The organism is Streptococcus sp. 1453 (assembly GCF_013276955.1).
Classification (GTDB): domain Bacteria; phylum Bacillota; class Bacilli; order Lactobacillales; family Streptococcaceae; genus Streptococcus.
Genome location: NZ_VMLZ01000003.1, coordinates 205267 through 218817 on the forward strand (window position 1 = coordinate 205267; position 13551 = coordinate 218817).

Here is a 13551-nt window from a genome sequence, read left to right on the forward strand (position 1 = left end):
CCTTTCTTTATTCTACTTCACAGAAGGTTCATTGTTTGATTTTCCAATTCTCGGTACAACTTAGCGCGTTTTTCACTGGCATCAATATTTAAGACAAAGGCCACTGCCACTGATAAGACTAGAAGACTATTTCCACCCTGGGATAAGAAGGGAAAGGTTACTCCTGTAGATGGAATCAAGCCCGAAATCCCTCCGATATTGACAAATACCTGAACCAACATCATCCCTCCGACACCGAGTGCAACCATGGCATTGAAAGGATTCTCCGCTCGGATACCGACCAAGATAATCCGCAAAATCATGAAAAACAAGAGAGCTAAAATAAGACTGGCACCAACAAAGCCAAATTCTTCAATCACGATAGAAAAGACAAAGTCTGTATGAGCCTCTGGTAAATAACCTCGTTTTTCAATCGAGTTCCCAAGACCTAGACCAAACCAACCACCATTGACCATGGCAAAATAAGAATTAGATAACTGGTGACCCGCATCCGCACGATCGGCAAAAGGATTAAAAAAGGCACTAAAGCGCTTGGCTACATAGCCAAATACTGGAATTCTTGAAAAGGTCTCAACACCGATTAGGCTGATAGTGGTCAAGAAAAAGACAGAAGCGGCAGATACGAGCGCCAGAATGGTTGAAAACCAGCGATAAGCGATTCCACTAACTGTATACATAATCAAGGAAACCAAGACTAAAATAGTCGCATTCCCTAAATCAGGGAAAATTCCCAAACTTCCAATCAGAACTAGGAGAACGAATCGCCAATCATTAAAAGCACGAGGAAGCCATTGATTTTGAGTCAAAACTTGAAAATCATAAATAGCTATTTCTTCTTGCTGTTTGGAGAATCGGTGAGCCAAATACCAAATAATAATGATTTTTAAGTACTCAGCTGGCTGAATAGTTACTCCTGCAACCGAAATCCAACCGTATGCCCCGTTTACGGAAATACCAATAAAACGAGCCAAGAACAATAAAAGCATTTCTATCAATATAACTAAAATGATTAGTCGCTCATTTCTCAAAAAATCTAGTCTCAATTTATAAATTAAGGCAATCAGTATCAAACTAACAATCCAAAAGATTCCTTGGTTTCGAACCAATTGCAAGGCGCTCTTGCCTTCTTCAATTAAAATAGCACTAGTGGTCGAATAGACCACAATCAAGCCCAAAATAGATAAAAGCAAGTAGGGAATCAAGATGGAATAATTTAATAAGTGCCTCTTACTAATCTTCATAGTATCACCACTCTACTAGGATACAGACAAATCTGTTCCAAATTCCGTTTTATTTTCTAGTTTTGATTGCTATTATACCATTTTTTCAGAAAGAAAAAAACTCTTACCTTACAATCCTTCGAATTTTACTGTTTTTACAGAATTAAGGCAGAATTTGAAATCCTAAAACCATTTTGAATAAGAGTTGCTTCAACCCATTGACTCCGACGAATTAAGTTGCTTTCGTGAATGCCAAAATCAGCCACAATTTGTTCATAAGTGCGCTATTCTCGCATGTATTGAATAGTTACCATGAGGAGATCGTCTAGGCTTAATTTGGGTTTTAGTTCACCTTTTGCGCGTTTACGTTGATAAGCTGTTTTTAACACAGATAACATCTCTTCAAAAGTCGTGCGCTGAACACCTACAAGGCTCTTGAAACGGCTATCGCTTAATTGCTGACTTGCTTCAGAATTCATAGTTTTATTGTATTATATTTTGTTTCTCAGAAAGTCTATTATTCCTTTCGTTCAAAGGTTTCTAGGCTTTTACCAGTAAAGCCACACACTCAACATGATGCGTCTACGGAGCTCAAAAGATTCAGTGAATCTTTTGAGGATTAACTGCGTTTCACTAACAAACTCACACACTCAACATGATGAGTTTGAGGGAATAAGTCAACCGGCTGGACTTTCTTCAATTCATATCCCAATTCTTGGTAGAGTTTGATATCACGCGCCATGGTTGCAACATTACAGGAGATATAGGCAATGCGGTCTGCTCCTGTTTGGCTACTTGCTTTGATAAAGCTCTCAGTGAGTCCTTTTCTTGGTGGGTCCACTAGGATAAGGCTTGGTTGAATTCCATCTTTAAGCCAATTCTTCATGGCATTTTCGGCTGTATCACAGACATAGTGGGCGTTTGAAATATTGTTCAGTTGAGCATTCTTCTTACTATTCTCAACCGCTTCTGGAATTACTTCAACACCATAGACTTCTTTGACATGTTTCGCAACAGAGAGGCCAATCGTCCCGATACCAGAATAGGCATCAATGACCACATCATCTTCTTTTAATTCAGCAAAGTCAATGGCTGTCTGATAGAGTTTCTCAGCCATTTCAGTATTGACTTGGTAAAATGCTGGTCCAGCGATTTGGTAGTCATTTCCCAACATCTGGTCAGTAATAAAGTCTTGTCCATAAAGTGTGCGCCATTCCTTACCAAAAATTGCATTGGTGTTCTGATCATTGATATTTTGCATAACCGACACAATCTCTGGGAACTGCTTGGTTAATTGTTCAATCAATTGGTCAACACGGAAAACTTTAGGTCGAGTTGTTACCAAAATAACCATGATTTGTCCTGAGTAATGCCCACGACGTACCACAAGGTTTCGAATCAAGCCAGATTGTTCCTTTTCATCATAAGGTTTCAAATCATAACGGCGGAGCAAGTCACGTAGACCTACTACTACCTCATCAATCACAGGATCTTGGATAAAGAAATCTTCCAGTGGCATGAGATCGTGGGAATTCTTACGGAAAAATCCAGTTTCTAAGATACCATTCATTCGACGAACAGGCACCTGTGCCTTGTTGCGGTACTTGATTGGATTTTCCATACCAAGTGTTTCAGCAACCTCTACATCAGCAATTCCAGCAATCTTGTATAGACTGTCCTTGACTTGCTTAGTTTTAAACTTGAGCTGTTCTGGATAAGCAAGATGACCTAAATCAGCGATTCCTGAACGCAGGTAAGCCAAATCTAGATCTTGATTACGATGTGGTGACTGGATAAGGTATTCTTCAACTTTCCCAAAACCAATCTTTTTATTGACCTTGAGGACACGCATAAGGATTTTTTCACTCGGTAAAGCATTCTCAACAAAAAATACCAAACCATCCACCTTGGCAACTCCTGCCCCTTCATGGGTCAAGTCAACAATCTCAACTTCTACAATATCATTTTTCTTTAACATTATTTTCTCTTTCTATTGGCCGACAAAAAAGACGGCAACGTTAGGGTTACCATCTATTATACCATGAAATTTCTTAAGAACCAAAACTCTTGAAGAAGTTGACAATGGCTTGCCAGAGGGAACTTAAGAAGTTCCCACCGTCCTCTAGCGCCTTATCAGCATCAAAGTTAAGGTTGATATTTTTAAAACTATCGCCAGCTTGTGATACGATGCTTTGTTTCAGGTCATTTAGAGTTTTAGTGAAGTCTGTATTGCTAAGAATATCACTTTTTGAGAGATTCAAAGCAAAATTGATGATGATATTGATTTGGTTTCCTGTTATAACCTGATCGAGTTTGTAATTTTTTAAGGTATCTTCAACGATTTTGCGGACATCTTCCTCCGTCAGATTTCCCTTACTTTCTTTAGCTTTGGCGAGTCCTGACTTGATATCGGCTAGGGCAACATTTAATTTATTAGCATCATAGCCAGTTTTGTCCTTGTTTTCAGCATTGATATCGGACAAAGCCTTTAGCTCTTCTTGAGCCAACTCTTTGTTGGCTTGTGGCACCTTGGCTCCATTAGCCTCTAGCGAATAGTAAATCCCTGCTAGGGCGCTCTCACCTGTAACTGGAATAGGGGCTGCTACAGTAATTTTGGCATGTTCCACACCCAAGGTTACGGCTGCGTTTCGGTACATATCCTGCGTCACCTTAGTGATATTTTCTGGTGTTTCAATCTTGACCTCAAGTGGCGACTTGTCACCTAGCTTTTGAATCTTGGCTGATGAATACAACTGTAAGCTAGAGTCATTGGCCACATTCATAATCTTAGAATAGACATCAGGTGTCATTGTCTTGAGTTCTTTGGTGTCTGTTGAGGCATTATAGCCTAGTTTTTTAAGGGTTTGATTTTTTTGATCTTCAGACAATGATGAACCTAGGACATATTCAGGTTGGACATAGGTTTCGTCGATGACTTTTTGAACATCAGTTGCTGCATGGGCGCTATTCATAGCTGTTACTGCCCACAAGACCGCAGCACTGGTCAGAAAGAGTTTCTTTCTCATAGGGAATTCCCTCCTTTACTTTTCTAGAGTAATATATCTATCTTAAAGAAAACTTATAACAAAAACACCTGGGCTAGCCAGATGTCGAAAAGAGAGTGAAACATTTGATGATGTAAAGGTTGAGATGAACCTGCCTAGAATAGTAATAATTTCCTCCATTTACATAGAGTTCGGCTCCATGAAAAATGGAAATGGGATGAATATAACTATAAGTCTTTCCAGTAGTATTACCCAGCAAGGGGGCAACAGTCTCACGAGAGTACTGTTTGGCCAGAGCCAAGGTATTTTCCTTGCCATTTTGGGCGATAAAATCGATATAGGCAGGTCCAAAATTATAGGCTTGAACAGCGGTCCAGACATCAACACCCTGCTTCTGGGCTAGATAGAGATTGTCTGTCAGAGTTTGAACGCCTTGCCGAATGCTAGAGGCATTATCGTTGATGGTATTGGTTGAACCACTAGCAGACTCACTAGACTGCATAACATCGTCTTCTTTTCCTTTTGTTTCGGTATAAATCATAGCGAGCACAAGCTCTTCGTTTGCTGGGGTGTCTTTTTCACTCAAGATTTCTCGCACCATGGGTTGATAGGTCATGACTTGCTTGACATCTTGGTGAACGCGGTAAGCTTTATAGCCAGCAAAAAGGAAGACTGCTAGTACAAGCACTCTTCGAATTCGTTTAAACATTATTTACTTTGGATATCCTCGATATTTTTGATTAAGATAGAGTAGGTTCCATTGTCATTTTGGATAAACTCAACAGACTCAGCGTCTTGATAAACATTATTGGGAACGATGAGCTCAATTCCATTTGACAAGGAGAGTTTTTGGTTTTCAAATTTCTTTAATTGGCGACTGGCATCAATTTCATCAAATTGAACAGGCTCTGGTACAGCTTCCTTGACTTGATCAATAAAGCTCAAACGAGCCGTCAGATTATTATCAAAAAGGTCGTTGGCCAATTTTTCAGGTGACAATTCATTGCTTTCTTCTAGGTTGTTGAAAATCGCTGATTTGACCTTGGATTGAAATTGAAAATCATCTGTGTTAAAGGTTTCAGCAATTCTCTGGGCTGTCTTTTCCAGTTCCTTGATGGATTTCTTGGGTGAAATCTTAGGGGCGACGGCAAGAAGATTTTCTGAAAAATAGTTCAAGAAAGCCCCGTTGTACTTGATTCGTTTTTCAATCAGATGATACTTGCGACTCTGAAGATTGACTACCAAGGCCTCATCAGCCCCTGTTCCAAATCCAGGCAGGTTATTCTGAGTCAGCTTGATTGGATTATCAACTTCTCCTCCGAGGTGGGTCAAGGTCTCTCGCAGGGCAATTCGTAAGAAAGCGAAATGTTCCACACCTTCTTTAGAAAATTGCACAAAAATCAAGTCATTGGTCTTGAGATTTTCAGAAATGCTAAACTCCTCTTTCCAGAGATTAGCCAGTGTTACTGATGTCTCCAACAAATCGTCTGTGATGTGATTGAAGAAGGGATTTTCTTCCTCGAAAATCCCAGTCTTGGCTTCATCTGAATACACACGTTCAATTTTTTTACGCAGGTATTCTTCGATTTTTGGAGTAATATTGAGAAGCTTATCCGCTAGGAACAGCTCGGTATCAGCCGGACTGAACTGGTGAATAATGGCTTTCTTAATATAAATGTCCATAAAAGTTTTAGTCCTCGTATAATGGGAAGGCGTCTGTCAACACTTTGACTTCACTTCTCACTTCTTCTAAGACAGCTTCATTTTCTGCATTCTTAAGGGTTTTAATGATGAGTTCAGCCACTTTGCGACTCTCTTCTTCACCAAATCCACGCGCAGTAATGGCTGCAGATCCGATACGAATCCCACTTGTCTTGAATGGTGACAAGGTTTCGTAAGGAATTGAATTTTTATTTAGGGTAATATTGACTTCATCCAGCAAGTTTTGAGCAACTTTTCCGTTTTCTACAACCTTAGTCACATCAACAAGGAAGAGGTGATTTTCAGTCCCACCAGAAATAATACGGAAATCAGGGTCTTGCAAGAAGACATCTGCCATAGCTTTGCTGTTTTTGATAACATTGGTAGCGTATTCCTTGAAGGCTGGATCCAAAACTTCTTTAAAGGAAACAGCCTTGGCAGCTACAATATGCTCCAAAGGTCCACCCTGAATACCTGGGAAAATAGCTGAGTTAATCTTCTTGGCAAGTTCTTCGTCATTAGTCAAAATCAAACCACCACGAGGTCCACGAAGGGTTTTGTGGGTCGTTGTTGTTGTGATATGGGCGTATGGAACTGGGCTTGGATGTAGACCAGCTGCAACCAAACCAGCAATATGAGCCATATCTACCATGAGTTTAGCCCCAACAGCATCCGCAATTTCACGGAATTTTGAAAAGTCGATAATTTGAGAATAGGCTGAAGCACCTGCTACGATCAATTTTGGTTTTACTTCTTGGGCTTGTTTCAAGATAGCATCAAAATCCAAGAGTTCCGTTTCAGGGTCAACACTGTAAGAAACAAAGTTGTAGGTTTGACCTGAGAAGCTGACAGGAGCTCCGTGGGTCAAGTGTCCACCTGCTGCCAAATCCATCCCCATGACGGTATCACCTGGCTCAATCAAGGCCATGTAAGCCGCACAGTTGGCTTGGCTGCCTGAGTGAGGTTGGACATTAGCGAATTTAGCGCCGAAAATTTCTTTTGCGCGTTCAATGGCTAGAGATTCTACCACATCTACTACATCCGTTCCACCATAATAACGGTGTCCTGGGTAACCCTCGGCATATTTGTTTGTCAAGATAGACCCTTGAGCTGCCATAACAGCCTTGGAAACTACGTTTTCCGAAGCAATCAACTCGATATTATTCTGTTGGCGTTCTTCTTCTTTGGCAATAGCATTCCAGAGATCAGCATCGTATACTTTAAAATCATCTTTGTCAAAAATCATAGGTCTTCTCCTTTATTGTGTGACTAGTCCATTAGTTTGATTTTACAATAAGAAAATAAACTAAAAGATGCGAATAAACCGTTTCTGCATTTTATCACAAGTATAACCAACTTTTTCATAAAATGCATGAGCTCCCAGACGATGATCGGCAGAGTTTAAGCGGATAAACCCATAACCACGTCTTTTTGCTTCTTCTTCCAACCCTTGTAGTAAACTTTTACCAATACCTTGACCTTGCGCTTGAGGTGAAACTGCCAAAGCTAAAATATTAAATCCTGCTTTAGAATAAAGTGATTCATAGACCTCAGCGTGGACATATCCAAGTAAGACATGACTAACTGCATCCTCATAGCCAAGTAGGAAATGATGGGAATCCTGAGACAGTCTAGCTAGTTGACTAGCTGTGTCCTCTGGACTAAAAGAATAACCCAAAGCATCTTGGTTGATCTCACATATCGCTTTCACATCAGTTTCTCTTAAACCTCTTAGCATCTCATTCCTCCTCAAAAGAAATCTCTGGCAACTGAGCAAGAATATCTTCTCGCTTAATAACCCCTTGGCGTAAGATTTTCACCTTGTCTCCAGACAAATCCAAAATAGTTGAATCCTGTCCAGTTAGAAAAGCATCGTCTTCCAGACCCAGAACTTCTTGGTCAAAATACTTCAGAATTTGTTCAAAGGTTACCCCACTTGCCTGACCTGAGATATTGGCAGACGGTCCAATCAAGGGCCCCGTCTCTCTAATCAAATCCAGCGTGATAGGATGACTGGGCATCCGAAATCCCACCGTTGCAAGGCCAGAATTGACCCAATAGGGAACTCGGTCATTGGCTTCGAGAATAATGGTCAAGGGACCTGGTAAAAAGGTCTCTACAAGTTTTTGAAGATAAGTTGGCTGATTCTTTGAAAAGTACAAGATGTCCTCTAAAGAGGCAATATTGAGATTGAGTGCCTTATCTCTAGGACGACGTTTGAGTTGGTAAACATGGTCAACTGCTTTTTCATCTAAGGCCTTAGCAAAAAGACCGTAAACTGTCTCTGTAGGTAAAACGACAGCTCCACCATTTTCCAACTCTTGTTTAATCCTGTCCATCATCAACCACGACCATCCTATCTTGACCAAATTGGTCCTTGAGTGTTCGTACTCGCTTTTCAGGAAGATGTTTCCTAAAAAATTCGGGAACACTTTGACCTTGCTTGTATCCAATTTCAAGGTAAATCTTACCACCATCTTTGAGATAGTCTTTTGCATCTTCCGCAATTCTACGGTAAATAGCTAGGCCATCCTCATCTGCAAAGAGAGCTAGATGAGGCTCCGAATGCAAAACATTCAAGCCGACCTCTGACTCATCTTCACGAGAGATATAGGGTGGATTGGAAACAATTATATCATATTTTTCAGAAATTTCTGTAAAACAGTCAGATTTTTTTAAAAATATTTGAAGATTTTGATTTTTAGCATTTTCGCTGGCTACATCTAAAGCATCTTGGGAAATATCTGCTGCTGTCACTGACCAATCTGGTCTGTTTTTTGCTAAGGCGAGAGCAATAGCTCCACTACCTGTTCCAATATCCAGAACAGATAGATTCATCCCAGGATTTTCAGCCAGGATAAGCTCCACTAACTCCTCTGTCTCTGGACGAGGAATCAAAACCCGCTCATCAACTTTTAGCTGCATTTCATAAAAATCTGCCCTACCTATAATATACTGGGCTGGTTTATAAGCTGCTAACTGTTGGAAAATTCCTTTTACAAATACTTCTTCCTCTTCCGTCACTTCCTGCTGCAGAGCAAAGACAAAGTCCGTAAAAGAGAGATTTTTCAGGCTACGATAGACAAAAGAGAGGCTTTCAGCTTCCTCTCCTTGTCTAACCAACTCTTCTTCAAAATCTGAAAATAATTGAGCTAATTTCATTATTTGTTTAATTCTTCTAGTTTTTGCGTTTGGTCATAGAGCACCAAGGCGTCCACAACCTCATCCAACTTACCAGACAAAATGGTATCTAGTTTTTGGAGGGTCAAGCCGATACGGTGGTCCGTAACACGGTTTTGTGGGAAGTTATAAGTACGAATCCGTTCTGAACGGTCACCAGTACCGATTGTCGACTTACGCTCAGCGTCTTGTTCATCTTGGGCAATCTGAGCAAAGTGGTCAGCAACACGCGCACGGATGATTTTCATGGCCTTCTCACGGTTCTTCTGCTGGGTACGTTCTTCCTGCATCTCAACCTTGATATTGGTTGGCAAGTGAACGATACGAACGGCTGTCGCAACCTTGTTGACGTTCTGTCCACCAGCACCAGAGGCGTGATAAATGTCGACACGAAGGTCTTTTGGATCAATGTCGTATTCAACCTCTTCCACTTCAGGCATGACAAGAACTGTCGCTGTCGAAGTATGTACACGGCCTTGGCTTTCTGTCACAGGGACACGTTGCACACGGTGGGCACCAGATTCATACTTGAGTTTAGAGTATACAGACTGACCAGAAACCATAGCAACCACTTCTTTGAAACCACCGACACCATTCATAGAAGCCTCCATGACTTCAAAGCGCCATCCTTGGGCTTCTGCATACTTTTGGTACATGGTTAGAAGGTCACCCGCAAAAAGTGCTGCTTCATCTCCACCAGCTGCTCCTCGGATTTCAAGGATGATGTTCTTGTCATCGTTCGGATCCTTTGGAAGGAGCAAGATTTTCAGTTTTTCTTCGTATTCTTCTTTTTCATCCTTGGCATCTTTGAGCTCTTGCTTGGCCATTTCTTCCAAGTCCGCATCTCCACCTGATTCCTTAATCATCTCTTCGGCATCAACGATGTTTTGAAGGACTTGTTTGTACTCACGGTAGGCTGTTACCGTATCACGAGTTGAAGCTTCTTCTTTTGAAAGCTCCATAAAACGTTTGGTGTCAGAGACCACATCTGGGTCACTGAGCAATTCTCCTAGTTCTTCATAACGGTCTTCTACAGCTTGTAGTTGATCATAGATGTTCATTTTTCTTCATTCTCCTTATTGATTTCATGGGCAAAATAATGTTTACGGCAAACCGAGATATAGGTTTCATTGCCACCAATCTGGATCTGTTCTCCATCGTAAACGGGCAGTCCATCCTGTGTTCGCAAAACCATAGTCGCCTTTTTCTTACAATACTGACAGATGGTCTTAATCTCATCGATTTTATCTGCTAAAAGCAAGAGATATTTTGAACCTTCGAATAGTTCATTGCGAAAGTCGTTTTTCAAACCAAATGCCATAACGGGTATGTCTAACTCGTCTACAACACGAGCTAGGTCATAAACATGATGACGTTTGAGAAACTGGGCTTCATCGACCAAAACACAGTATGGTTTCTCAGGTAAATCTCGGATAAATCCAAAGATATCCGTCGTTTCCTCAATCGCAATGGCAGGGCGTTTCATACCAATCCGACTCGACACATAGCCAACACCGTCACGCGTATCCAGAGCCGAGGTCATAATCACAACACCTTTTCCCTGCTCCTCGTAGTTATAGGCCACTTTGAGAATCTCAATCGTTTTACCAGAGTTCATGGTCCCATAACGATAATACAACTGTGCCATGTTTCTTGCTTCACGTCCATTTCTAAATTTTTGCTACATTCTAGTATATCATAATTTTCTTAAGCTTTAAACGGCAAAATGTGGTAAAATAGAAGAAATCAAAACTAGTGGAGGAAGCTATTATGCCATTTGTACGCATCGATTTATTTGAAGGACGCACGCTCGAGCAAAAGAAGGCTCTTGCTAAGGAAGTAACGGAAGCGGTTGTCCGTAACACTGGAGCACCTCAATCAGCTGTTCATGTCATCATCAACGACATGCCAGAAGGAACTTACTTTCCACAAGGGGAAATGCGTACCAAATAAGCTAGCTTAAGCAGAAATGCTTAGGCTTTTTCAATCTCCAAGTAGCATCCATTGAAGAAATAGCCTAAATTTGTTACAATTTGAAAGGATACTTGGAAAAATTTCCAAGAAAAGAGCTATTAATTAAAGGAAACATTATGATTACACGTGAATTTGATACCATCGCTGCTATCTCTACTCCACTAGGTGAAGGGGCTATTGGTATTGTCCGCCTGAGCGGAACAGAAAGTTTTGCGATTGCGCAAAAGATTTTTAAAGGAAAAGACTTGAGTCAGGTTGCTAGCCATACCCTTAACTACGGTCACATTGTTGACCCTCAAAATGGTAAGGTCATGGACGAGGTTATGGTTGGAGCCATGAAGTCTCCAAAGACCTTCACTCGTGAGGATATTATCGAGATTAACACCCACGGTGGGATTGCGGTGACCAATGAGATTCTCCAGCTAGCTATCCGTGAAGGAGCTCGGTTGGCAGAACCTGGTGAATTTACCAAACGTGCCTTCCTAAATGGACGTGTTGACTTGACTCAGGCTGAAGCCGTTATGGACATCATCCGTGCTAAGACAGACAAGGCTATGAACATTGCAGTTAAACAATTAGACGGCTCCCTTTCTGACCTGATTAACAATACCCGTCAAGAAATCCTCAATACACTTGCCCAAGTCGAGGTGAATATTGATTATCCTGAGTACGACGATGTTGAGGAAGCCACTACTGCTGTGGTCCGTGAGAAGACTATGGAGTTTGAACAATTACTAACTAATCTCCTTAGGACAGCCCGTCGTGGCAAAATCCTTCGGGAAGGAATTTCTACAGCAATCATCGGCCGTCCCAATGTTGGGAAATCTAGCCTTCTCAACAACCTCTTGCGTGAGGACAAGGCTATCGTTACAGATATTGCTGGTACAACCCGTGATGTCATCGAAGAATACGTCAACATCAATGGTGTTCCTCTCAAATTGATTGATACAGCTGGTATCCGTGAAACGGATGATATCGTTGAACAAATCGGTGTTGAGCGTTCGAAAAAAGCTCTTAAGGAAGCTGACTTGGTTCTGCTAGTACTAAACTCTAGCGAGCCCTTAACTGCCCAAGACCGACAACTTCTTGAGATTAGCCAAGATACAAACCGTATTATTCTTCTTAATAAAACCGACCTGCCTGAAGCGATTGAAACTTCGGAACTACCTGAAGACGTCATCCGCATTTCAGTCCTTAAAAACCAAAACATCGATAAGATTGAAGAGAGAATCAACAACCTCTTCTTTGAAAATGCTGGTTTGGTTGAGCAAGATGCCACTTACTTGTCAAATGCCCGTCATATTTCCTTGATTGAGAAGGCTGTTGAAAGCCTACAGGCTGTTAATGAAGGGCTGGAACTAGGTATGCCAGTTGACTTGCTTCAAGTTGACTTGACTCGTACTTGGGAAATCCTCGGAGAAATCACTGGGGATGCTGCACCAGATGAACTCATTACCCAACTTTTTAGCCAATTCTGTTTAGGAAAATAAGAAAAATCCATGATCGTTCGTGCGGTCATGGATTTTATTGTCTTATTAGTAATCTGGTCTTAAGACACCTGTTACAGTTGCCTTGGTCGCTTCGTAGTCGCCATCTACGACGACTTTGATAATGCGTTTGGCATCTTCTTCTGGTGCTGGAACTAGAGGTAAGCGTGTTGGTCCAGCTTCAAATCCCATATAGTTCAGAACAGCTTTAACTGGAGCAGGACTTGGATAAGAGAAGAGGGCATTAACCTTAGGAATGAATTTACGCTGAATAGCTGCCGCTTTCTTCATATCGCTTTCTGCAATGGCAGTAAACATCTCGTGCATCTCATCTCCATTTGTATGGGATGCAACAGAAATAACCCCATCAGCACCAAGGTTCATGGCATGGAAAGCATCTCCATCCTCACCAGTATAGACCAAGAACTCTTCTGGTTTGTGCTCAATCAAGTAAGCCATATTAGCCAAACTAGTACATTCTTTGACACCAATAATATTTGGATGGTCAGCCAAGCGAAGCATGGTTTCTGGAGTCAATTCGACAACCACACGCCCAGGAATGTTATAGATAATAATTGGTAGGTCAGAAGCATCTGCAATGGCTTTAAAATGCTGATACATTCCTTCTTGCGAAGGTTTGTTGTAGTAAGGAACAATAGCAAGTCCAGCAGCAAAGCCGCCAAATTCTGCTACTTCTTTGACAAACTCAATAGAGTCACGCGTATCATTAGTACCTACACCCGCAATCAAAGGAACGCGTCCATTGACAATCTTTTGTACAGCCGCAAAGAGTTCCAACTCCTCATCGTGGGTCAAAGTTGGACTCTCAGCAGTGGTCCCTGCGAGGAGAATTCCGTCTGTATGATGCGCTAACAGATGCTCAATCAAGGCTGGAATAGCGTCAAAGTTGATAGAACCATCCTCATGGAAGGGGGTAATAAAAGCTGTGATGATTTTACACTCTTTTAAATCTTGATAAGACAT

At 41.4% G+C, this 13551-nt stretch carries 14 protein-coding genes and 1 pseudogene; 2 read left to right on the forward strand and 13 right to left on the reverse strand.

Translation table 11 applies throughout. From position 1 onward, the window contains the following. Window positions 1-17 precede the first annotated feature (17 nt). The 12 genes and pseudogenes from HW098_RS02880 to HW098_RS02935 all read right to left on the reverse strand — a co-directional run bounded on the left by HW098_RS02880 (window position 18) and on the right by HW098_RS02935 (window position 10754). Complete coding sequence (locus tag HW098_RS02880; RefSeq protein ID WP_176139231.1) at window positions 18-1241, reverse strand: FtsW/RodA/SpoVE family cell cycle protein; 1224 nt, start codon at window positions 1239-1241, stop codon at window positions 18-20. Window positions 1242-1408: 167 nt separating this feature from the next. Next, window positions 1409-1699 (reverse strand): annotated as a pseudogene (locus HW098_RS02885) (transposase family protein); the annotation flags it as partial. Between the two features lie 140 nt (window positions 1700-1839). Further along, complete coding sequence (gene rlmD, locus HW098_RS02890; protein WP_176139232.1) at window positions 1840-3198, reverse strand: 23S rRNA (uracil(1939)-C(5))-methyltransferase RlmD; 1359 nt, start codon at window positions 3196-3198, stop codon at window positions 1840-1842. A gap of 73 nt (window positions 3199-3271) precedes the next feature. Continuing rightward, entirely contained in the window at window positions 3272-4246 is a 975-nt protein-coding gene (locus HW098_RS02895) for a DUF1002 domain-containing protein (RefSeq protein WP_176139233.1), read from the reverse strand. A gap of 73 nt (window positions 4247-4319) precedes the next feature. Further along, window positions 4320-4934 (reverse strand): cell wall hydrolase Pmp23, encoded by a 615-nt coding sequence (pmp23, locus tag HW098_RS02900; RefSeq protein WP_054385313.1) that lies wholly within the window; start codon window positions 4932-4934, stop codon window positions 4320-4322. Continuing rightward, a complete protein-coding gene (locus tag HW098_RS02905; RefSeq protein ID WP_176139234.1) occupies window positions 4934-5908 on the reverse strand; it encodes a nucleoid-associated protein in 975 nt (324 codons plus the stop codon). Before HW098_RS02905 ends, pmp23 begins: the two co-directional genes overlap by 1 nt. A 7-nt stretch (window positions 5909-5915) precedes the next feature. After that, a complete protein-coding gene (glyA, locus tag HW098_RS02910; RefSeq protein WP_176139235.1) occupies window positions 5916-7172 on the reverse strand; it encodes a serine hydroxymethyltransferase in 1257 nt (418 codons plus the stop codon). A gap of 60 nt (window positions 7173-7232) precedes the next feature. After that, window positions 7233-7664, reverse strand: a complete 432-nt coding sequence (locus HW098_RS02915; protein WP_176139236.1) for a GNAT family N-acetyltransferase — start codon at window positions 7662-7664, stop codon at window positions 7233-7235. Window position 7665: 1 nt separating this feature from the next. After that, the gene (locus tag HW098_RS02920) at window positions 7666-8268 is read right to left on the reverse strand and encodes an L-threonylcarbamoyladenylate synthase (RefSeq protein ID WP_054385309.1); all 603 of its coding nucleotides are present in this window, start codon (window positions 8266-8268) and stop codon (window positions 7666-7668) included. After that, window positions 8252-9088: a peptide chain release factor N(5)-glutamine methyltransferase gene (gene prmC / locus HW098_RS02925; protein WP_176139237.1), complete on the reverse strand. Its 837-nt coding sequence runs from the start codon at window positions 9086-9088 to the stop codon at window positions 8252-8254. Before prmC ends, HW098_RS02920 begins: the two co-directional genes overlap by 17 nt. Beyond that, a complete protein-coding gene (prfA, locus tag HW098_RS02930) occupies window positions 9088-10167 on the reverse strand; it encodes a peptide chain release factor 1 (protein WP_125456463.1) in 1080 nt (359 codons plus the stop codon). Before prfA ends, prmC begins: the two co-directional genes overlap by 1 nt. Beyond that, complete coding sequence (locus tag HW098_RS02935; protein ID WP_176139238.1) at window positions 10164-10754, reverse strand: thymidine kinase; 591 nt, start codon at window positions 10752-10754, stop codon at window positions 10164-10166. The genes prfA and HW098_RS02935 overlap by 4 nt, the downstream gene beginning before the upstream one ends. Before the next feature lie 122 nt (window positions 10755-10876). Here HW098_RS02935 and HW098_RS02940 point away from each other — a divergent pair, with 122 nt between their 5' ends. Further along, window positions 10877-11059 (forward strand): 4-oxalocrotonate tautomerase, encoded by a 183-nt coding sequence (locus tag HW098_RS02940; protein WP_001117401.1) that lies wholly within the window; start codon window positions 10877-10879, stop codon window positions 11057-11059. 137 nt (window positions 11060-11196) lie between these two features. Then, window positions 11197-12570 (forward strand): tRNA uridine-5-carboxymethylaminomethyl(34) synthesis GTPase MnmE, encoded by a 1374-nt coding sequence (gene mnmE, locus HW098_RS02945; protein WP_119919540.1) that lies wholly within the window; start codon window positions 11197-11199, stop codon window positions 12568-12570. A 45-nt stretch (window positions 12571-12615) separates the two neighbouring features. On the opposite strand, the gene dapA is transcribed toward mnmE, so the two are convergent. Continuing rightward, entirely contained in the window at window positions 12616-13551 is a 936-nt protein-coding gene (gene dapA, locus HW098_RS02950; RefSeq protein WP_000121608.1) for a 4-hydroxy-tetrahydrodipicolinate synthase, read from the reverse strand.

What these genes read in the sequence shown, in the direction of transcription:
- pmp23 (WP_054385313.1), bottom strand. Translation starts at nt 4,934, where the DNA reads ATGTTTAAACGAATTCGAAGAGTGCTTGTACTAGCAGTCTTCCTTTTT.
- HW098_RS02895 (WP_176139233.1), bottom strand. Translation starts at nt 4,246, where the DNA reads ATGAGAAAGAAACTCTTTCTGACCAGTGCTGCGGTCTTGTGGGCAGTA.
- HW098_RS02905 (WP_176139234.1), bottom strand. Translation starts at nt 5,908, where the DNA reads ATGGACATTTATATTAAGAAAGCCATTATTCACCAGTTCAGTCCGGCT.
- prmC (WP_176139237.1), bottom strand. Translation starts at nt 9,088, where the DNA reads ATGAAATTAGCTCAATTATTTTCAGATTTTGAAGAAGAGTTGGTTAGA.
- rlmD (WP_176139232.1), bottom strand. Translation starts at nt 3,198, where the DNA reads ATGTTAAAGAAAAATGATATTGTAGAAGTTGAGATTGTTGACTTGACC.
- HW098_RS02935 (WP_176139238.1), bottom strand. Translation starts at nt 10,754, where the DNA reads ATGGCACAGTTGTATTATCGTTATGGGACCATGAACTCTGGTAAAACG.
- HW098_RS02880 (WP_176139231.1), bottom strand. Translation starts at nt 1,241, where the DNA reads ATGAAGATTAGTAAGAGGCACTTATTAAATTATTCCATCTTGATTCCC.
- dapA (WP_000121608.1), bottom strand. Translation starts at nt 13,551, where the DNA reads ATGTCTTATCAAGATTTAAAAGAGTGTAAAATCATCACAGCTTTTATT.
- mnmE (WP_119919540.1), top strand. Translation starts at nt 11,197, where the DNA reads ATGATTACACGTGAATTTGATACCATCGCTGCTATCTCTACTCCACTA.
- HW098_RS02920 (WP_054385309.1), bottom strand. Translation starts at nt 8,268, where the DNA reads ATGATGGACAGGATTAAACAAGAGTTGGAAAATGGTGGAGCTGTCGTT.
- HW098_RS02940 (WP_001117401.1), top strand. Translation starts at nt 10,877, where the DNA reads ATGCCATTTGTACGCATCGATTTATTTGAAGGACGCACGCTCGAGCAA.
- prfA (WP_125456463.1), bottom strand. Translation starts at nt 10,167, where the DNA reads ATGAACATCTATGATCAACTACAAGCTGTAGAAGACCGTTATGAAGAA.
- glyA (WP_176139235.1), bottom strand. Translation starts at nt 7,172, where the DNA reads ATGATTTTTGACAAAGATGATTTTAAAGTATACGATGCTGATCTCTGG.
- HW098_RS02915 (WP_176139236.1), bottom strand. Translation starts at nt 7,664, where the DNA reads ATGCTAAGAGGTTTAAGAGAAACTGATGTGAAAGCGATATGTGAGATC.